Annotated in this window: 20 protein-coding genes; 6 read left to right on the top strand and 14 right to left on the bottom strand. The window is 68.4% G+C overall.

Features of this window, described 5'->3' with window-relative positions; genetic code table 11:
- Window positions 1–23: 23 nt before the first annotated feature.
- The 11 genes from ROZ00_09140 to ROZ00_09090 all read right to left on the bottom strand — a co-directional run bounded on the left by ROZ00_09140 (window position 24) and on the right by ROZ00_09090 (window position 10745).
- Window positions 24–470, bottom strand: coding sequence for a PAS domain-containing protein (locus tag ROZ00_09140; GenBank protein ID MDT3736376.1), 447 nt, complete (start codon window positions 468–470; stop codon window positions 24–26).
- An 11-nt stretch (window positions 471–481) separates the two neighbouring features.
- A complete protein-coding gene (locus ROZ00_09135) occupies window positions 482–925 on the bottom strand; it encodes a globin domain-containing protein (GenBank protein ID MDT3736375.1) in 444 nt (147 codons plus the stop codon).
- A 251-nt stretch (window positions 926–1176) separates the two neighbouring features.
- A complete protein-coding gene (locus tag ROZ00_09130) occupies window positions 1177–2505 on the bottom strand; it encodes a sigma 54-interacting transcriptional regulator (protein MDT3736374.1) in 1329 nt (442 codons plus the stop codon).
- A gap of 52 nt (window positions 2506–2557) precedes the next feature.
- Window positions 2558–3406: an alpha/beta hydrolase gene (locus tag ROZ00_09125; protein ID MDT3736373.1), complete on the bottom strand. Its 849-nt coding sequence runs from the start codon at window positions 3404–3406 to the stop codon at window positions 2558–2560.
- A gap of 60 nt (window positions 3407–3466) precedes the next feature.
- Window positions 3467–3862, bottom strand: a complete 396-nt coding sequence (locus tag ROZ00_09120) for a RidA family protein (protein MDT3736372.1) — start codon at window positions 3860–3862, stop codon at window positions 3467–3469.
- On the bottom strand, window positions 3859–4332 hold the full coding sequence (locus ROZ00_09115) for a thioesterase family protein (protein ID MDT3736371.1): 474 nt from the start codon (window positions 4330–4332) through the stop codon (window positions 3859–3861). Before ROZ00_09115 ends, ROZ00_09120 begins: the two co-directional genes overlap by 4 nt.
- Window positions 4329–5957, bottom strand: a complete 1629-nt coding sequence (locus tag ROZ00_09110; GenBank protein ID MDT3736370.1) for an AMP-binding protein — start codon at window positions 5955–5957, stop codon at window positions 4329–4331. The genes ROZ00_09115 and ROZ00_09110 overlap by 4 nt, the downstream gene beginning before the upstream one ends.
- Window positions 5954–7111: an acyl-CoA dehydrogenase family protein gene (locus tag ROZ00_09105; GenBank protein ID MDT3736369.1), complete on the bottom strand. Its 1158-nt coding sequence runs from the start codon at window positions 7109–7111 to the stop codon at window positions 5954–5956. Before ROZ00_09105 ends, ROZ00_09110 begins: the two co-directional genes overlap by 4 nt.
- On the bottom strand, window positions 7111–7923 hold the full coding sequence (locus ROZ00_09100) for an enoyl-CoA hydratase family protein (protein ID MDT3736368.1): 813 nt from the start codon (window positions 7921–7923) through the stop codon (window positions 7111–7113). Before ROZ00_09100 ends, ROZ00_09105 begins: the two co-directional genes overlap by 1 nt.
- A 1-nt stretch (window position 7924) precedes the next feature.
- Window positions 7925–8431: a MarR family transcriptional regulator gene (locus ROZ00_09095; protein ID MDT3736367.1), complete on the bottom strand. Its 507-nt coding sequence runs from the start codon at window positions 8429–8431 to the stop codon at window positions 7925–7927.
- A gap of 31 nt (window positions 8432–8462) precedes the next feature.
- On the bottom strand, window positions 8463–10745 hold the full coding sequence (locus ROZ00_09090) for a bifunctional salicylyl-CoA 5-hydroxylase/oxidoreductase (GenBank protein ID MDT3736366.1): 2283 nt from the start codon (window positions 10743–10745) through the stop codon (window positions 8463–8465).
- A 263-nt stretch (window positions 10746–11008) separates the two neighbouring features.
- Here ROZ00_09090 and ROZ00_09085 point away from each other — a divergent pair, with 263 nt between their 5' ends.
- The 6 genes from ROZ00_09085 to ROZ00_09060 all read left to right on the top strand — a co-directional run bounded on the left by ROZ00_09085 (window position 11009) and on the right by ROZ00_09060 (window position 15128).
- Window positions 11009–11413: a DUF1924 domain-containing protein gene (locus ROZ00_09085; GenBank protein ID MDT3736365.1), complete on the top strand. Its 405-nt coding sequence runs from the start codon at window positions 11009–11011 to the stop codon at window positions 11411–11413.
- On the top strand, window positions 11410–11886 hold the full coding sequence (locus tag ROZ00_09080; protein MDT3736364.1) for a cytochrome C: 477 nt from the start codon (window positions 11410–11412) through the stop codon (window positions 11884–11886). Before ROZ00_09085 ends, ROZ00_09080 begins: the two co-directional genes overlap by 4 nt.
- A gap of 12 nt (window positions 11887–11898) precedes the next feature.
- Window positions 11899–12504, top strand: a complete 606-nt coding sequence (locus ROZ00_09075; GenBank protein ID MDT3736363.1) for a cytochrome b/b6 domain-containing protein — start codon at window positions 11899–11901, stop codon at window positions 12502–12504.
- Between the two features lie 49 nt (window positions 12505–12553).
- Window positions 12554–13219: a response regulator transcription factor gene (locus ROZ00_09070; GenBank protein MDT3736362.1), complete on the top strand. Its 666-nt coding sequence runs from the start codon at window positions 12554–12556 to the stop codon at window positions 13217–13219.
- Window positions 13216–14553: an ATP-binding protein gene (locus ROZ00_09065; GenBank protein ID MDT3736361.1), complete on the top strand. Its 1338-nt coding sequence runs from the start codon at window positions 13216–13218 to the stop codon at window positions 14551–14553. Before ROZ00_09070 ends, ROZ00_09065 begins: the two co-directional genes overlap by 4 nt.
- Before the next feature lie 71 nt (window positions 14554–14624).
- Entirely contained in the window at window positions 14625–15128 is a 504-nt protein-coding gene (locus ROZ00_09060; GenBank protein MDT3736360.1) for a hypothetical protein, read from the top strand.
- Window positions 15129–15147: 19 nt separating this feature from the next.
- Here the strand turns inward: ROZ00_09060 and ROZ00_09055 are convergent, their stop codons facing one another.
- From ROZ00_09055 to ROZ00_09045, 3 genes are all read right to left on the bottom strand, one after another.
- Window positions 15148–15720: a hypothetical protein gene (locus ROZ00_09055; GenBank protein MDT3736359.1), complete on the bottom strand. Its 573-nt coding sequence runs from the start codon at window positions 15718–15720 to the stop codon at window positions 15148–15150.
- 108 nt (window positions 15721–15828) lie between these two features.
- Window positions 15829–16572 (bottom strand): hypothetical protein, encoded by a 744-nt coding sequence (locus ROZ00_09050; protein MDT3736358.1) that lies wholly within the window; start codon window positions 16570–16572, stop codon window positions 15829–15831.
- Between the two features lie 151 nt (window positions 16573–16723).
- The gene (locus tag ROZ00_09045; protein MDT3736357.1) at window positions 16724–17950 is read right to left on the bottom strand and encodes a CaiB/BaiF CoA-transferase family protein; all 1227 of its coding nucleotides are present in this window, start codon (window positions 17948–17950) and stop codon (window positions 16724–16726) included.
- Between the last annotated feature and the right edge of the window lie 32 nt (window positions 17951–17982).

The raw sequence follows: 17982 nt of genomic DNA, 5'->3' as shown, positions 1-17982 counted from the left end.
CCCCTCTGCCGCCGGGCGCGCGCTCAGGCGGCGCGCAATTGCCCGAAGTCGTCGGCTGCGCCGGTCGCCCTGCGGGGCTCCCAGGAGATGACCAGGACGCGCGGGGCATCGCCGTCATCGCCGGCCACGACGTGGGAGTGCGACTCGATGTGGTGCACGTTGCCGTGGCGGTCGACGATGCGGTAGCGCAGGCGCTGCCCGCGGCGCTCGGACAGCACGCGCATGAACAGCTTGCGCACGCGGGAGCGGTCCTCGGGATGGATGTGGCCGAAGGAGTCGCTGCCGGCGATGTATTCGGCGCGGGACAGCAGCCTGCCGAAGGAGGCATTGGCGTAGAGCCGGCGCCCGGCCGCGTCGAGCACGGCGATCATGTCGGCCGAGCTTTCGGCGACATCGAGGAAGGCGCGGCTGCGCGCGAACGGCGGCACCGCGAGGGCCTTCGGCCGGACGCTCCAGGTGGCGATCGACATGGCCCCGCCCCTCAGGCCGCCGCGCGCAGCGCCGTCGCGCCGGCAGCATCATTCCGCATGGCGTCGCGCAAGGTCCGGGTGATCCCGGCATACAGATGCTCCCACGCACGGGCGGCTTCCTCGGTGTATTTCTCGCCGAGGACGATCTTCAGGGTCCACAGCAGCGCCTTGCCGACGGCGTCGTAGTGGCTGCCCTTCACGCCAGCCATGGCGTGATGCTCGGCGAGGTTGTGCAGCAGGGGCTCCAGCACCCTGGGCTGGCCGAGGCCGTAGACCGCGATGCCGAGGGCCCGCATCAGGCGCTGGGTCTGCTCTTCCGCGTTGTTGCGGAAATGCTCGCTGAGCGAGGGCTCGATGAGGAACAGCTTGGTGTAGAACAGGCGGCCGGCGAGCCGGGCATTGGGGTGGATCTCTTCCCAGTTGGCGCGGATGAGACGGATCTGTTCTGTTTTCATGGCCGGTCCTTTCATTTTTCGGGGCGATGATGGAGTCCGCCCGTTACTTCGCAATGACCGTGCCTGGTTGTTATTTTTTAATGATTACAAATAGTTAATGTAAAACTTCGAAGACAGGAAGACTCAAGAGTGTTGGCAAATCCCAACACTGCCATGGGTCAATTAAAACAAAAATATAAAAATCAATAGGTTGCAATGTTGGCAAGCGCCAACATCCGGCCTATTGCAGGTCTGGAGAAAAGCTTTTCGAATCAACCCTTGAAAAGCCCCGGATCGATCTGGTGGCGATTCAGCAGGGTGTAGAAGTCGCTGCGGTTGCGCTTGGCGATGCGCGCGGCGTTGGTGACGTTGCCGGCAGTCATCTTCAGCAACTGGACGAGGTAGTCCCGCTCGAAGGCGCGGCGGGCGTCGTCGAAGGAGCTCATGTCCTCGCCGGGGCGGTTGAGGGCGCGCTCGACCAGGGAAAGCGGAATGATCGGGGTGGTGGACAGCGCGACGCACTTCTCGACGACGTTGAAGAGCTGGCGCACGTTGCCCGGCCAGCCCGCCTTGAGCAGGGTCTCGAGGGCGTCGCCGGCGAAGCCGTTGACCTTCTTGCGGTATTTTTCCGCCAGCGCCGAGAGGAAGTGCTGCGCCAGCAGCGGGATGTCCTCGCGCCGCTCGGCCAGCGGCGGCAGCGAGAGGTTGACGACGTTGAGGCGGTAGTAGAGATCTTCGCGGAAGCGCCCGGCTCCGATTTCCGCTTCCAGGTCGCGGTGCGTGGCCGAGACGATGCGCACGTCCACCTGCACGCTGCGGGTGCTGCCGACCGGACGCACCTCTCGCTCCTGCAGCACGCGCAGCAGCTTGACCTGCAGCGGCAGCGGCATGTCGCCGATCTCGTCGAGAAAGACCGTGCCGCCCTCGGCCGACTGGAACAGGCCGCGGTGGTCGCGCGTGGCCCCGGTGAAGCTGCCCTTGACGTGGCCGAACAGCTCCGACTCCAGCAGCTGTTCGGGGATGGCGCCGCAATTCACCGCGACGAAGTCGGCGTCGCGCCGTGGGCTCCAGTCGTGGAGGGTCTGCGCCAGCAGCTCCTTGCCGCTGCCGGTGTCGCCGAGGATCAGCACGCTGGCGTCGGTGGCGGCGACGACGCGCGCCTCGTCGAGCACCGCCTGCATGAGCGGGCTGCGCGTGACGATCTGAGAATCGGCGCGGTCGGGCGCCGGCGCGTCGACGGTCAGCGCCTTCTCCACTTCGGCCAGCAGCGCCTTCGCCTCGTAGGGCTTGGTGATGAAGCCGAAGACGCCGCGCTTGGTCGCTTCCACCGCCTCGGGGATGGTGCCATGGGCGGTGAGGATGATGACCGGCAGCATCGGGTAGGTGCGCCGCACGGCGTCGAACAGCGCCATGCCGTCCATGCCGCCCATGCGCAGGTCGGTGAGCAGCAGGTTCGGCTTTTCCGCCGCCAGCAGCGTCAGCGCCTCCTCGGCACTGGCCGCGGCGAGGAGGCGATAGCCCTCCTCGCGCAGCAGGATGCCGAGCAGCCTGAGCAGCGTCGGATCGTCGTCGACGATCAGGATGGTGGAAGCGGTAGCCATGGAATCCCCTGGCGGGGATTCTACCCGCACGCGCTCGGTGCGGACAACGCACTCATGCGAGCCGCATCATGCGCAGGGCATGGCGGTGCAGCGGGCTGGCCGGGTCGCCGAGGGCCTCGACGACGGTGAAGTGGTTGAGTCCCTCGAGCGTCAGGTGGCTGCCGGCACAATGCGGCCAGGCGCTGCGGATGAGTCCGGCCTGGCGGTGGAACTCCCCGCTCTCGTGGCTGCCGACGGCGGTGTGCAGGGGCACGCTGCGCGGCGGCCGGTAGCGCACCGGGCTGACGCGCCGCGCCGCCGCCTTGCCCAGCTTGAGGTCCCGCTGCAGGAACGGCGTGCGCGCGACCGGCTCCAGGTCGAAGACGCCGGAGACGGCCAGCCCGCTGCGCAGCAGCTGCGGCGGCAGGTCCGGCGCCCAGGCCGGCCAGTCGGCCGCCAGCATCATCGCCGCCAGGTGGCCGCCGGCGGAATGGCCGGCAACATGGATGCGGTCGGGATGGACGCCAAGGCCGGCGGCGTTGCGCCAGCACCAGGCGCAGGCGCGCAGGGACTGCCGGACGATCTGCTCGATGCGCGCTTTTGGCGCCAGCGAATAGTTGATGAGGGCCACCGCGGCGCCGGCGTCGACGAAGGCGGGAGCGATGAAGGAGAAGTCCTGCTTGTCGAGGGAACGCCACCAGCCGCCGTGGATGAAGACGAGGAGCGGGGCACCGGGCTTGCGCGCCGGAAAGAAGTCGAGGGTCTCCGCGGGCGAGGCGCCGTAGTAGTAGCCGGTTTCGCAGTGCCGTTCCTGCCGTGCCTGTGCGGAGCGGGCCGCCCAGCGCGCGAGGATCTCCGGGTGCTCCGGCACCGCGGCGCGGGCATTGTACTGGCGGTCGAGTTCGGCAGGGGTCAAGGTCATGGCACGGATCTCCGTGCCGTCAGGATAGCCGATCCGCTCGTCCGCCGGACCTGCCGTCCGTCAAGCAGGGAGCATTGCGGTGACCTCGATCTCCACCTTGGCGCCGTCCTCGACGAAGCCGGCCACCTGCAGCGCGGTCATCGCCGGGAAGTGGCGGCCGATCAGTTCGCGGTAGGCGGCGCCGATCTCGGCCAGGCGGGCGTTGTACTCGTCCTTGTCGGCGAGATACCAGTTCATGCGCACGATGTGCTCGGGCTTGGCGCCGGCCTCGGCGAGGATGGCGACGATGTTGGTGAGGGCCTGGCGCACCTGGCCGACCAGGTCGTCGGTCTGGAACACCTCGCTGCTGTCCCAGCCCACCTGGCCGGCGACGAAGATCATCTGGCCGTAGGCGGTGACGCCGTTCGAATAGCCCTTCGGCCGCTGCCACTCGGGCGGGTTGAACATCTGGATCATGAGTCTCTCCTGTGGTTATTTATGTCGAATTGTCCTTGTTGGAATGCCAGCATCAGGGCGCGCAGGTCTTCGGGCAGGGGCTGCGCGCGCTGCCGATCGAGGTTCATGGCAACCAGCACGAATCTCGCGCGCAGCCGCTCCTCCTGCGCGTGGCGGCAGTCGACGGCGATCTCCATGGAACTCTTTCCCAGCCGCTCCAGCTTCAGGCCGAGGGTGATGATCTCGCCGATCTTCGAGGGCGCGACGAAGTCGCATTCGAGCTTGACGATGGGAAAGCCGAGGCGGTGTTCGGTGATGTAGCGGGCGTAGTTGACGCCCAGGCCCTGGTTGAACCAGTCCTCCACCAGGCCGTTGAACATGATGAAGTACTGCGGGTAGAAGACGATGCCGGCCGGGTCGCAGTGCGAAAAGCGCACCAGCATGTCGCTGTAAAAGGTGTCGCCGAGGATGCGGCAGTGCAGTTCGCTCATCTGTTTTCCTGGCGCAGCCGGAAACGCTGCAGCTTGCCGGTTTCCGTGCGCGGCAGCGCGTCGACGAACTCGACGGCGCGCGGGTACTTGTAGGGGGCGATGCTGCGCTTGACGAAGTCCTGCAGCTCGCGCGCCAGCGCCTCGCCCGGCTGGTGGCCCTCGCGCAGCACGACGACGGCCTTGACGATCTGGCCGCGCTCCGCGTCGGGCACGCCGACCACGCCGCATTCGGCGACGGCGGGATGCTGCAGGAGCGCGCTCTCCACCTCGGGCCCGGCGATGTTGTAGCCGGCCGAGATGATCATGTCGTCGGTGCGCGCCTGGTAGGTGAAGTAGCCGTCGGCGTCCATCGAGAAAGCGTCGCCGGTGAGGTTCCAGCCGTGCTGCACGTACTGACTTTGCCGGGGATCGGCGAGATAGCGGCAGCCGGTCGGGCCCTGCACGGCGAGGCGCCCGACTTCGCCCGGCGGCAGCGGGTTGCCGTCGTCGTCGACGATGAGGGCGTGGTAGCCCGGCACCACCTGGCCGATGGCGCCGCGGCGGACTTTCTCCGGCGGCGAGGAAATGAAGATGTGGATCATCTCTGTGGCGCCGATGCCGTCGATGATCTCGATGCCGCTCGCCTGCTTCCACAGCTGGCGCGTGGCGTCGGGCAGGGCCTCGCCGGCGGAGACGCATTTCTTCAGGCGGCCGATGCCGTCCTTTTCGGCCAGCGGCGCCATCAGGCGCCAGAAGGTCGGCGCGGTGAAGCAGATGGTGGCCTTGAAATCGCGGATAGTCTGCATCAGCGTGTCCGGCATCAGCTTCTCCACCAGCACCGTGGACGCGCCGAAACGCAGCGGGAAGCACAGCATGCCGCCCAGGCCGAAGGTGAAGGCGAGCGGCGGCGTGCCGCAGAAGATGTCGTCCGGCGCGGGCTTCAGCACCGAGCGCGGGAAGGCATCGCACATCGCCATCACGTCGCGGTGGAAGTGCATGGTGCCCTTCGGTTGGCCGGTGGTGCCGGAGGTGAAGGCGATCAGCGCCACGTCGTCGGCCGCCGTGTCGACGTTGTCGAAGCTGTCGGGCTTGTCCTTGAGCAGCGCTTCGAGGGCCGCGGAACCGTCGCTGTTGAAGGCGACGATGCGCTTCAGGTCCGGGCAGTCGGGCCGCGCCAGTTCCAGCTCGTCGAGCAGGCGTGCGTCGCACAGGGCGAGGCTGCAGCGCGCCTTGACGGCGATCTGCGTCAGCTCCTTGGCGCGCAGCAGCGGCATGGTCGCCACGACGATGCCGCCGGCCTTGACGATGCCGAGCCAGCAGGCGGCCATCATCGGGTTGTTCGGCCCGCGCAGCAGCACGCGGTTGCCCGGCACCAGGCCGAGGTCCTCGGTGAGGGCGCGGGCGATGCGGTTGGCCTGGGCGAGCAGCTGGCGGTAGGTGCACCGCACCGGCTTGCCGTCCACCGGCGCCCAGATCGCTGGGCGCTCGCCATGGCCGGCGGCGACCATGCGGTCGAGCAGCTCGGCGGCGCAGTTGAGGCGCTCCGGGTACTGCAGCTCCGGCCGCGAGAACACCAGTTCCGGCCACTGGTCGCGCGGCGGGAGGTTGTCTCGTGCGAACGTGTCGATGTGGGCCGTGCAACTCACTTCGGGTTCTCCTGGCCGGCCCGCTTCAGTTCCTCGCGGGCGATGATGAGCTTCTGCACTTCGCTGGCGCCCTCGTAGATGCGCAGGGCGCGGATCTCGCGGTAGAGGCTTTCGACGATCTCGCCGCGCCGCACGCCGCGGCCGCCGAACAGCTGCACGGCCGCGTCGACCACCTGCTGCGCCTGCTCGGTGGCGAACAGCTTGGCCATCGCCGCCTCGCGCGTCACCGGCTCGCCGCGGTCGCGGCGCCAGGCGGCGCGGTAGACCAGCAGCGCGGCAGCGTCGATGGCCAGCGCCATCTCGGCCAGCTTCGCCTGGGTCATCTGGAAGTCGGCGAGGTGCTGGCCGAACATGGCGCGGCTCCGCGCGTGGGCCAGCGCCTCGTCGTAGGCGCGCCGCGCGAAACCGAGGGCGGCGGCGGCGACCGAGGTACGGAAAACGTCGAGGGTCTGCATGGCGATGCGGAAGCCCTCGCCCTCCGCGCCGATGCGCGCGATGGCCGGCACGCGGCAGCCGGAAAAGCGCAGCCGCGCCAGCGGATGCGGCGCCACCACCTCGATGCGTTCGGCGATCTCGAGGCCCGGCGCGTCGGCCGGCACCAGGAAGGCCGTCAGCCCGCGCGTCGGGTGCGCGTCGGTGCGGGCGAAGACGACGTAGAAGTCGGCGATGCCGCCGTTGGAGATCCAGGTCTTCTCGCCGTCGAGGACGTAGCCGTCGCCCTCGCGCCGCGCCGCCGTGGCGATGGCGGCCACATCCGAACCGGCCTGCGGTTCGGACAGGGCGAAGGCGGCGATGGCGGAGCCCTCGGCGACGCGCGGCAGCCAGGCGGCCTGCTGACTGGCGGAACCGAACAGCGAGAGCGCGCCGCTGCCGAGGCCCTGCATGGCGAAGGCGAAGTCGGCCAGCCCGTCGTGCCAGGCCAGCGTCTCGCGCATCAGGCAGATGCGCCGTGCCGAGAAGACTGACTTTTCGCCGGGCACGCAGTGGCGCAGCCAGCCGGCGGCGCCGAGCCGCTTCACGAGCGTCTTGCAGCTGGCGTCGGCGTCGGCGTGGTCGATATGGCCGAGTTCGGTGCGGCACCAGGCGTCGGCCTCGGCGGCGAGGGTGCGGTGCTCGTCTTCGAGGAAGGGCCAGTCGAGGGCTTCGCGTGCCATCAGTTGCCTTCGAAAACCGGTTTCTGCTTCGCGGCGAAGGCTTCGAAGGCGCGGCGGAAATCCTGCGTCTGCATGCAGATCGCCTGGGCCTGGGCTTCGGCCTCGATGGCCTCGTCGACGCCCATGGCCCACTCCTGGTGCAGCATGGTCTTGGTCATGCCGTGGGCGAAGGTCGGCCCGTCGGCGAGTTCCTTCGCCAGCGCCTGCGCTTCCGCCAGCACGGCCGCCGGCTCGCACAGGCGGTTGAAGAAGCCCCAGGCGTGCGCCTCGTCGCCGCTCATGCTGCGGCCGGTGTACAAGAGGTCGGAGGCGCGGCCCTGGCCGATGAGGCGCGGCAGGATGGTGCAGGCGCCCATGTCGCAGCCGGCCAGGCCGACGCGCGTGAACAGGAAGGCGGTCTTGCTGCGCGCCGTGCCGAGGCGCAGGTCGGCGACCATGGCGACGATGGCGCCGGCGCCGGCGCAGACGCCGTCGACTGCGGCGACGATCGGCTGCGGGCAGGCGCGCATCGCCTTCACCAGGTCGCCGGTCATGCGCGTGAAGGCGAGCAGGCCGGCCATGTCCATCTTCGTCAGCGGGCCGATGATTTCGTGTACGTCGCCGCCGGAGCAGAAGTTGCCGCCGGCGCCCGTCACGACAACGACCTTGATGTCCGTGTCGAGGCGCAGCGCGCGGAACAGGTCGCGCAGCTCGGCGTAGGACTCGAAGGTGAGCGGGTTCTTGCGCTCCGGCCGGTTCAGCGTGATGGTGGCGACCTTGCCCTCGACCTGCCAGAGGAAGTGCCGCGCGGTGTAGGCGGACAGGCTGCCCATCTCAACTTTCCGAATGCAGGCCGGCGACGTGCTGTTTGAGCTGGGCGAGCAGGACGTAGAGCTGTTCCTTTTCCTTCTCTTCGAGGCCCTCGAACAGGCGGATGATCCAGTCCTCGTGCTCGTCGGCCCACTCGCGGAAGACGCGGCGGCCCTCCTTGGTCAGCTTGACGATGTAGGCGCGGCGGTCCTTCGGGTTGTCCTCGCGCACGACCAGACCCTCGGCGACGAGCTGGTCGGTGATGCCGGTGACGTTGCCGCCGGTGACCATCATGCGCTTGGACAGCTCGCCCATCTTGAGGCCGTCCGGATTGCGCTCGAGTTGCGCCATCAGGTCGAAGCGCGGCAGCGTGGTCTGGAAATTCACGCGCAGCTGGCTGCGGATGAAGGCCTCGATCAGGTTGGTGCAGGCCAGCATGCGCAGCCACAGGCGCAGCGACTGGTGGTGGTCGTCCGTGACCCGGGTCTCGTGGTCGGATCGCTGGGACGAGGTTTTGCTCGGTTTGCTCATTTCAGGTTCTCCATGGATTGCATAAAAGCGTTCAGGCCCGGATCGCCAGCTGCGCGGCGCGTGCCAGGTTGCGCTCGAGCTGGGCCTTGCCGGTCAGGTACTGCTTCGGCCAGGCAGCCTCGCCATAGCCGAGTTGCGCCGCCGCGTGCAGGGTCCAGGCCGGGTCGGCAAGGTGCGGCCGGGCAATGGCGCAGAGGTCGGCGCGCCCGGCGGCGATGATCGAGTTGACGTGGTCCGCCTCGAAGATGTTGCCCACCGCGATGGTGGCGATGCCGGTCTCGTTGCGGATCTGGTCGGAGAACGGCGTCTGGTACATGCGGCCGTAGACCGGCTGCGCCTCGCGCGTGGTCTGGCCGGAGGAGACGTCGATCATGTCGGCGCCGGCGGCCTGGAAAGCGCGCGCGATGGCCACCGCGTCCTCCGGCGTGTTGCCGCCGGGCGCCCAGTCGTGGGCGGAGATGCGCACCGTCATCGGCCGGTCTTCCGGCCAGGCGGCGCGCAGGGCCTTGAAGACCTCCAGCGGATAGCGCAGGCGGTTTTCGAGCGTGCCGCCGTACTCGTCCGTGCGCCTGTTGGTGAGCGGGCAGAGGAAGCTCGACAGCAGGTAGCCGTGGGCGCAATGCAGCTCGAGCAGGTCGAAGCCGGCGGAGGCGCCGCGCTTCGCCGCGGCGACGAACTGCTCGCGCACGGCGTCCATGTCGGCGCGCGTCATGGCACGCGGCACCTGGTTGCGCGGGCCGTAGGGCACCGCCGAGGCGGCGATCAGCGGCCAGTTGCCCGCGGCCAGCGGCTCGTCGATCTCCTCCCAGCCGAGCTGGGTCGAGCCCTTCGGTCCGGCGTGGCCGAGCTGCAGGCCGATTTTCGCGTCCGAATGGCCGTGCACGAAGTCGACGATGCGTTTCCAGCCTTGCGTGTGTTCTTCGCTCCAAAGGCCGGCGCAGCCCGGCGTGATGCGCGCGTCGGGCGCGACGCAGGTCATCTCGGTCATCACCAGGCCGGCGCCGCCCAGTGCACGGCCGCCGAGGTGCACCAGCAGGAAGTCGGCGGGCAGACCGTCGCGGCAGGAGTACATGGCCATCGGCGAGACGACGACGCGGTTCTTCAGGGTGAGCTTGCGCAGCCTGAAAGGGGTGAACATCGGCGGCAGCGGCTTCGCCGGCAGCCCGCTCTTCTGCGCGAACCAGGTCTCGACGCTGTCCACATACGATTTGTCGCGCAGGCGCAGGTTCTCGTGGCCGATGCGCTGGCTGCCGGTGAGCAGCGTGTAGGCGAACTGCTCCGGCTCGAGGTGGGCGTAGCGCGCCACGTTCTCGAACCACTCCATGCGGTTGCGCGCCGAGCTCTGCAGCTTGAGCGCCTCGATCTCGCGCTCCTCCTGGTAGAGCGCCACGGCGCGCTCGACGTCGCCGGGATGGGCGTTGAGCGTTTTCGACAGGGCGATGGCGTCCTCCATCGCCAGCTTGGTGCCGGAGCCGATGGAGAAGTGCGCGGTGTGCGCCGCGTCGCCGATCAGCACGATGTTCTTGTGGTGCCACTTCCTGCTGAGGACGCGGTTGAAGTTGAGCCAGGCCGAGCCGCGCAGGTGGCGGGCGTTGCTCATCAGCTTGTTGCCCTTGAGGTGCTTCTCGAACAGCTTCTCGCAGAAGGCGATGGAGCCGGCCTGGTCGAGCTTGTCGAGGCCGGCGGCCAGCCAGGTTTCCTCGCGGCACTCGACGATGAAGGTGCTGGTGTCGCGGTCGAACTGGTAGGCGTGCACCTGGAACCAGCCCCACTCGGAGGGCTCGGTGATGAAGGTGAAGGCGTTGAGCTTCAAGTGGGTGCCGAGCCAGATGTAGCGGCACTTGCGCACGTCGATGTCGGGCTGGAAGTGTTCGGCGTACTTGTTGCGCACCTTGCTGTGCACGCCGTCGGCGGCGACGATCAGGTCGGCGCCGGCGAGCTGGGCGTCGTCGTCGATCTCGGTCTCGAAGACCTGCTTCACGCCGAGGGCGGCGGCGCGCGCCTGCAGGATGTTGAGCAGCTTCTGGCGGCCGATGCCGCAGTAGCCGTGGCCGCCCGAGGTGATCCTGCGGCCCTTGAAGAAGACGTCGCAGTCGTCCCAGTGGTGGAAGTTGCGCGTGATCTCCTCGTAGCTTTCCGGGTCGGCCACCTGGAAATTGCCCAGCGTGGCGTCGGAGAAGACGACGCCCCAGCCGAAGGTGTCGTCGGGGCGGTTGCGTTCGTAGACCGTGATGTCGTGGGACGGATCCGCTTTCTTCATGAGGATGGCGAGGTAGAGCCCCGCCGGTCCGCCGCCGATGCACGCAATTCGCATTTCCCGAGCCCCTTTCCACTTTGGCCTGATTCAGGCCGATTACCGAATTATTTTAAGTTTAAATATTTATGGTGGCAAAACGCAATGCGGCACCTGAAAAAATCCACCGGGAATATCAATGAACGATAATATTTAGGCGTAAATATATCAGTCTGCCGGGGGGTGGCCCTTGAGCCAAATCAACCGGATTTCAAACCGTTAAGGTCCGCTTAAGCCGCTCGGCCGAGACTCTGTCCGTGTCGTATTTACGGAAAGGAAAGGCCATGACTAAAGCAATTTTTCTTGCCCTGCTGATGGCGGGCGGGGCAGCCGCAGCGGCCACCCCGCGGGAAATGATCAATACCTATGCCGCCGAGGCGGCCCGGCAGGCCCCCGGCTTCCAGCCTTCCGCCCGACGCGGCGCCGAGTTCTACGCCCGGCGCTTCGCCGTGTCGGAGAAGATGCCCGCCTGCGTCTCCTGCCACACCGACAGCCCGGCCCAGGCGGGCCGCCATGTCGTCACCGGCAAGGCCATCAAGCCGCTGGCGCCGCGCGCGGAGGCTGCCCGCTTCAGCGATCCGGCCAAGACGGAAAAGTGGTTCCGCCGCAACTGCACCGAGGTGCTGGGGCGCGAGTGCAGCGCCGCCGAGAAGGCGGATTTCGTCCAGTTCCTGGCGGAGGGCTTATGAGAACCGCGAAACTATCCCTGCTTGCCGCCGCATTGATCCTGTCGACGGCGGCCAGGGCCGACCGCCTGCCGATTCCGCCCGATGCGCCGCCGTCGTTCAAGACGGAGTGCGGCAGCTGCCACCTGCCGTTTCCGCCGGCGCTGCTGATGGCGCCGGACTGGAAGCGCGTCATGTCGACGCTCGACAAGCACTACGGCGACAACGCCAGCCTCGACGGGAAGACACGGCGCGAACTGGAGGATTTCCTGGTGCGCAACGCCTCGAACCGCAGCCGCATGGCCGGCGCGGGCGATCCGCCGCGGCTGACCGCCAGCACTTGGTTCCGACGCGAGCACCGCCAGGTGCCGCAGGCCCTCTGGCGCGATGCGCGCGTGAACAGCGCATCGAACTGCACCGCCTGCCACAGCCGCGCCGAACAGGGCAGCTACCGCGGACGCGAAATCGCCCTGCCGGAGTTGCGCGACAAACACTGAGAGGAGATCGCCATGAAAAGCATACTGGTGTGGGACCTGCCGGTGCGCCTCGGCCACTGGCTGATGGCGGGCGGCTTCGCGCTGGCCTGGGTCACCGGCGACAGCGAGTCGTGGCGCCTGGTGCATGTCTTCGCCGGCGGCACGGTGACGGCGGTCGCCCTGTTCCGCCTGCTCTGGGGCATCGTCGGCTCGAAGCATGCGCGCTTCTCGAGCTTCGTGCGCGGCCCGCGGCAGGCCCTGGCTTACCTGAAGAGCCTGCTGCGCTTCTCGCCGCCGCATTACACCGGCCACAATCCGGCCGGCGGCTGGGCCGTCATGCTGCTGCTGTTCCTGGCGCTGTCGGCCGGCGCCAGCGGCTGGTTCACCTACCAGGAGCTGGGCGGCGAATGGCTGGAGGAACTGCACGAATTCGCCACCGGGCTGATGCTGGCCGTGGTGGCCGTCCATCTCGCCGGCGTCCTCGTCGGCAGCCTGATGCACGGCGAAAACCTGCCGCGGGCCATGATCACCGGCCGCAAGCAGGGCGAGCCGGGCGAGGCGATTGCCGGCCAGCGCTGGCTGGGAGCCATGCTGCTGCTCGGCTGGGCCGCGGCCGGCGCCTGGTGGCTGGCGCGCTGAGGCCGTCTGCAAAAGTCAGTCCCGGCGATACGGCGTGTAAGATTCCGGCATGAAAATCCTCCTCGTCGAAGACGACCGCCTGCTCGGCGACGGCATCCGCGCCGGCCTGCAGCAGGCCGGCTTCGCCGTCGACTGGGCGCAGGACGGGCGCGAGGGGGAACTGGCGCTGGCCGGCGAGGCCTACGATGCCGTCGTGCTCGACCTCGGGCTGCCGCGCCTGTCGGGCATGGAGGTGCTCGCACGGGCGCGCGCCGCCCGCAACGCGGTGCCGGTGCTGATCCTGACGGCGCGCGACACCGTGCCCGACCGCATCGCCGGGCTGGATGCCGGCGCCGACGATTATCTGGTCAAGCCCTTCGACCTGGGCGAGCTGCAGGCGCGGCTGCGTGCGCTGCTCCGCCGCGGCAGGAGCCAGGCCGAGCCGGTGCTCGAGCACGGCGCCCTGCGCCTCGATCCGGCGGCGCGCAGCGTCAGCTGGGAAGGCCGTCCGGTCGAGCTGTCGGCGCGCGAATATGCCGTGCTGCATGCGCTGCTGCTCAACGCCGGCCGCGTGCTGTCGAAGGCGCAGCTGGAGGAAAAGCTCTACGGCTGGGGCGAGGAGATCGAGAGCAACGCCGTCGAGGTCTTCGTGCACCACCTGCGCCGCAAGCTGGCGCCGGAGTTGATCCGCACCGTGCGCGGCGTCGGCTACATGATTTCCAGGGAACCGGCATGAAGCCCTCGCTGCGCCGCCGCCTGCTGTTCCTGCTCTCCGGCACCGTGCTGGCCGCCTGGCTGGCGACGGCGGTGTTCACCTACTTCGATGCGCGCGAGGAAATCGGCGAGATGCTCGACGCCCACCTCGCCCAGTCGGCCGGGCTGATCGCCGCCCAGCTCGAGCACGAGCTGGACGACGATCGCGAGTCGACGGTGCCGCGCCAGTACAAGCACGAGCGCAAGATCGCCTTCCAGGTCTGGGACAAGAAGGGCAGGCTGCTGCTGCGCTCGTCCAGCGCGCCCGAGACGCGGCTGCAAAGCCGGTCGGAGGGATACGGCGATGCCGAGATCGACGGCAAGCGCTGGCGCATCTTCAGCCGCTGGGACGAGAGCCGCCATTACCTGGTGCAGGTCGGCGAGCGCTACGAATTGCGCAACGAGCTGGCGGAAAGCGTGGCCAGCCACCTCCTGCATCCGTTGTACTTCGCCCTGCCGGCGCTGGGGCTGCTGATCTGGCTGGCGGTCGGCGCCGGCCTGGCGCCGCTGGCCGGCATTGCGCGCGAGGTGGCGCAGCGCGCGCCGGACAACCTCGCCCATCTCGACGCCGGCAACGCGCCGCGCGAGATCTCCCCGCTGATCGCCGCGCTCAATGCGCTCTTCGACCGCCTGCGCACCTCGCTGGAGCAGGAGCGGCGCTTCACCGCCGACGCCGCGCACGAGCTGCGCACGCCGCTGGCTGCCGTGAAGACGCAGGCGCAGGTCGCGCTCGGCGCGACAAGCGATGGCGAGCGTGGGCGCGCGCTGTCCAATGTCGTCAGCGGCACCGACCGTGCCGCGCACCTGGTCGAGCAGCTGCTGGTGCTGGCGCGGCTCGATCCGCAGACGGCCTTGCCGCCCGGACAGAGGGTGGACCTGCAGGCGCTGGCGCAGCAGGGCGTCGCCGAACTCGCGCCGGCTGCCGCCGGCAAGGGCGTCGAGGTGGGCCTGGCGCCCGGTGAAGCGGCGCCGGTTGCCGGCGATGCCGTGTTGCTCGCCGTGCTGCTGCGCAACCTGCTCGACAATGCCGTGCGCTACACGCCGCCCGGCGGCGAGGTGGAAGTCTCGGTGAAGCCTGCGGCCGGGGGCGTGTCGCTGGCCGTCGCCGACAACGGGCCGGGCATTCCCGAAGCGGAGCGCGGCAAGGTGTTCGAGCGCTTCCACCGCGTGCTCGGCACGGGCGAGGAGGGCAGCGGCCTTGGCCTGTCCATCGTGCGGCGCATCGCCGACCTGCACCGGGCGGAGGTTTCCCTCGGGGCGGGCCCCGGCGGCCGCGGCCTGCGGGTCGAGATCGCGTTTCCGCCCGCGGCCGGCTGACTTCCTTAAGCTGCATTTAAGCCTCCGGGCCGAAACTGTCCCTGCCGATTGGGCATTCATCTGGAGGAATCATGTCTGTAAGCAACCGCATGTGGAGCCTGCTGGGAACGGCGCTCCTGTCCCTGTCCCTTGCATCCGCGCCCTTGTCCGCCGCCGAGAAGGCAAGCCATCGCCATGACCACGAACACGGCGCGGCGCCGGCGAAGCTGGAGCTGAACAACGGCAAGAAGTGGGCAACCGACGCGCCGCTGCGCAAGGGCATGGAGAACATCCGCAACAGCATCGACGCCGTGCACCACGAGGTCCACGAGAACAAGCTTTCCGCCGCCAAATACGGCGAACTGGCAAAGAAAGTGCACGGCGAGGTGGAAGGCATCATCGCCGGCTGCAAGCTGGATCCGAAGGCCGACGCACAGCTGCATCTGGTCATCGCCGACATCCTCGAGGGCGTCGAGGCGATGGAGGGCAAGGCGAAGAAAGTGAAGCGCCAGACCGGCGCCTTGAAGGTGGGGAGCGCGCTGGAGAAATACGCCAGCCACTTCGACCATCCGGGCTGGCAGCCGCTCAAGCACTGAGCCGCCGCGGGCGCTCCGGCTAGTCGCCCTGCTGGTGTTCCCGCAGGGCCTTGGCGAGCGCCCGTTTTTCTTCCGTGGAAAGCTTGTTGCCGCGGCCGTCGGCGAAGAGCAGCCAGAGCAGGCCGCCGTTGATCAGGACCAGGGCGGCCTCGATGTAGAGCAGGGCCGAGACGATCTGCTTCTGGGCCGTGTCGCCGAAGACGAAGTAGAAGCCGTCGAAGGACGGCAGGGCCGTCTTGCTGATGGCCTGGTAGTGCTCGAAGGGCGGGAACAGCAGGATCAGCACCAGGTTGATGGCGACCAGCCACAGCACGGCGCGCTGCCCGCGGCTGAAGCGCCCGCCCGCATTCGGCGCCCTCTCCCGCAGCAGCAGCCAGGCGATGCCGGCATCGATCAGGATGACGATCTCCTCGAGGATGAGGAAGTTGTGGTTGAGCAGGCTGTTGGGCGGGGCCGTGCCGACGAAATGGAAGCCGCCGAAGGTGGGCACGTAGCCCTGCGCCAGGGAAAGGTAGTCGTAGGGCGGGAAGGCCAGCACCAGCACCAGGTTGGCGGCTGCGACCCACAGGGCGATGGCTTGCTGTCGGTTCATGCAGAACTCCGCCGGCGTGATCGCCGCAGGACATCCTCCCTGTAATTGTTGTTGTGCCGCAAGCGTAGAGGAGTTTGCCGCCCAAATCAATCCGGCGGCCAACAGGCCCTACTGGGCGGCGCGCATCTTGAAGCGGCGATCGCCGCCTTTGCGGCGTTCCGGACCGCGGTAGCGCGGATCCTGGTACTTGCGCCGGTCCGGACCGGCGCCCAGGTGCGGCTCGTGGGGCGTCGGCACGCCGGCGGGGTGCACAGCCTTGTAGCCGAGGGTCTTCGAGACTTCGGCCAGTTCCGTGGCCGGCAGGTTCTGCGCCAGTTCGAGAATCTTCTCCTTGGCGAACAGTTCGGCGCGCCGCAGGCTGTTGAACAGCAGCCAGACGACCAGCACGTTTGCGACGACCAGGATGACTTCCATGTAGAGCAGCGGGATGAAGAAGTGGCGGTGGCTCTTGTCGCCCAGCACGAAATAGAAGCCGCCGAAGCTCGGCGCCTCGAATTTCGCCAGCGAGGCATAGGATTCGAAGGGCGGGAAGGCGAACAGCAGGGCGAGATTGCCGACCAGGAAGAAGCTGATGGCGCGCGTGTAGCGGAACTCGGGCACTTCGCCCTTGGCCGTCTGCCGGTCGAGGAGCAGCCAGGCGAGCAGGCCGTTGATGGCAACGAACAGCATCTGCAGCGTCAGCAGCTCGCTGTGGATGCGCTTCAGGCCGAGGGCGGACCACAGGGGGTAGAAGCCCTCGAAGCTGGGCGGCGCGCCGCGCCGGAGCGGATTGTCGAGGAAGGGCGGGAAAAGCAGCATCAGCGCGACGTTCACCGCCGCGACGATGAGCACGACTCTCTGGTACTTGTTCATCTCTGTCTGATCCGCCCCGCCACCGTCCTTTGCCGGCAGGGCTTGCGAGCCAATTGATTATTTATGTTCGTCGCCGGATTGTTTCCGGCTGAAATTCCGGTTGGATGTTACTGGATCGCCTGCGGGCCAGCAAGGCGGTATTTCCCGTGCATCATCCGATCGCGCCCGCATTCCGCAGCCGCACCAGTTCGTCGTCCGGCAACCCCAGCAATTGCTGCAGGATTTCATTCGTATGCTGTCCGAGCAGGGGCGGCGGCGCGGCATACTCGAGCGGGCTGGCCGACAGGCGGATCGGGCTGGCCACGAGGGGCACGCTGCCGGCCGACGGGTGCGGCAGGTCGATGCGCATGCCGCGGTGCTGCACCTGGGGGTCGGCGAAGACCTCGTTCAACCGGTTGATCGGCCCGCAGGGGACGCCGGCCGCCTCCAGCGCCTCGACCCAGGCGTGCGTCGTGCGGCTTCGCAGCAGCGGTTCGAGCAGCGGGATCAGCGCGTCGCGGTGGGCGACGCGGGCGCGGTTGCTGGCAAAGCGCTCGTCGTCGGCCAGTGCCGCACGGCCGGCCAGTTCGCAGAAGCGGCGGAACTGGGCATCGTTGCCGACGGCGAGGATGACGTGGCCGTCCGCGGTGGCGAAGGTCTGGTAGGGCACGATGTTGGGATGGGCGTTGCCGCGGCGCGCCGGCGCCTGGCCGGAGGCGAGGAAATTCATGTTCTGGTTGGCGAGCATCGCCACCTGCGCATCGAGCAGCGACAGGTCGATGTGCTGGCCCTGTCCCGTGCGTTCGCGGAAAGTCAGCGCCGCCAGCACGGCGACGGTGGCGTACATGCCGGTGAACAGGTCCGCCACCGCGACGCCGACCTTCTGCGGTCCGCCGCCGGGCACGCCGTCGGGCTCGCCGGTGACGCTCATCAGTCCGCCCATGCCCTGCACGATGAAGTCGTAGCCGGCGCGGCCGGCGTAGGGCCCGTCCTGGCCGAAGCCGGTGATCGAACAGTAGACGAGGCGCGGGTTGATCGCGCGCAGGCTGTCCCAGTCGAGGCCGTACTTGGCCAGCCCGCCGACCTTGAAGTTCTCCACCAGCACGTCGCAGTGGCACGCCAGTTCGCGGACGATGCGCTGGCCGTCCGGATGGGCGATGTCGAGCGCGATGGATTTCTTGCCGCGGTTGCAGGAGAGGTAATAGGCCGACTCGCCGGTGTCGCGGCCCGCGCCGTCCTTCAGGTAGGGCGGGCCCCAGGCGCGGGTGTCGTCGCCGCTGCCCGGCTTCTCCACCTTGATGACCTCGGCGCCGAGGTCGGCCAGGTTCTGGGTGCACCAGGGGCCCGCCAGCACGCGGGACAGGTCGAGGATGCGAAGGTGGGAGAGGGCGCCGGACATGATGGGTGATGTAAGGGAAACGAGCGGTGTAA

Source organism: Denitratisoma sp., assembly GCA_032027165.1.
Taxonomy (GTDB): Bacteria; Pseudomonadota; Gammaproteobacteria; order Burkholderiales; family Rhodocyclaceae; genus Desulfobacillus.
This window is presented reverse-complemented; position numbering and strand designations above follow the sequence as displayed.

Bases quoted from the DNA above. Each gene is read 5' to 3' on its own strand.
- ROZ00_09140 (MDT3736376.1), bottom strand. From the start codon at position 470: ATGTCGATCGCCACCTGGAGCGTCCGGCCGAAGGCCCTCGCGGTGCCG.
- ROZ00_09060 (MDT3736360.1), top strand. From the start codon at position 14,625: ATGTCTGTAAGCAACCGCATGTGGAGCCTGCTGGGAACGGCGCTCCTG.
- ROZ00_09045 (MDT3736357.1), bottom strand. From the start codon at position 17,950: ATGTCCGGCGCCCTCTCCCACCTTCGCATCCTCGACCTGTCCCGCGTG.
- ROZ00_09070 (MDT3736362.1), top strand. From the start codon at position 12,554: ATGAAAATCCTCCTCGTCGAAGACGACCGCCTGCTCGGCGACGGCATC.
- ROZ00_09090 (MDT3736366.1), bottom strand. From the start codon at position 10,745: ATGCGAATTGCGTGCATCGGCGGCGGACCGGCGGGGCTCTACCTCGCC.
- ROZ00_09055 (MDT3736359.1), bottom strand. From the start codon at position 15,720: ATGAACCGACAGCAAGCCATCGCCCTGTGGGTCGCAGCCGCCAACCTG.
- ROZ00_09080 (MDT3736364.1), top strand. From the start codon at position 11,410: ATGAGAACCGCGAAACTATCCCTGCTTGCCGCCGCATTGATCCTGTCG.
- ROZ00_09125 (MDT3736373.1), bottom strand. From the start codon at position 3,406: ATGACCTTGACCCCTGCCGAACTCGACCGCCAGTACAATGCCCGCGCC.
- ROZ00_09050 (MDT3736358.1), bottom strand. From the start codon at position 16,572: ATGAACAAGTACCAGAGAGTCGTGCTCATCGTCGCGGCGGTGAACGTC.
- ROZ00_09115 (MDT3736371.1), bottom strand. From the start codon at position 4,332: ATGAGCGAACTGCACTGCCGCATCCTCGGCGACACCTTTTACAGCGAC.
- ROZ00_09065 (MDT3736361.1), top strand. From the start codon at position 13,216: ATGAAGCCCTCGCTGCGCCGCCGCCTGCTGTTCCTGCTCTCCGGCACC.
- ROZ00_09085 (MDT3736365.1), top strand. From the start codon at position 11,009: ATGACTAAAGCAATTTTTCTTGCCCTGCTGATGGCGGGCGGGGCAGCC.
- ROZ00_09095 (MDT3736367.1), bottom strand. From the start codon at position 8,431: ATGAGCAAACCGAGCAAAACCTCGTCCCAGCGATCCGACCACGAGACC.
- ROZ00_09130 (MDT3736374.1), bottom strand. From the start codon at position 2,505: ATGGCTACCGCTTCCACCATCCTGATCGTCGACGACGATCCGACGCTG.
- ROZ00_09100 (MDT3736368.1), bottom strand. From the start codon at position 7,923: ATGGGCAGCCTGTCCGCCTACACCGCGCGGCACTTCCTCTGGCAGGTC.
- ROZ00_09120 (MDT3736372.1), bottom strand. From the start codon at position 3,862: ATGATCCAGATGTTCAACCCGCCCGAGTGGCAGCGGCCGAAGGGCTAT.
- ROZ00_09075 (MDT3736363.1), top strand. From the start codon at position 11,899: ATGAAAAGCATACTGGTGTGGGACCTGCCGGTGCGCCTCGGCCACTGG.
- ROZ00_09135 (MDT3736375.1), bottom strand. From the start codon at position 925: ATGAAAACAGAACAGATCCGTCTCATCCGCGCCAACTGGGAAGAGATC.
- ROZ00_09105 (MDT3736369.1), bottom strand. From the start codon at position 7,111: ATGGCACGCGAAGCCCTCGACTGGCCCTTCCTCGAAGACGAGCACCGC.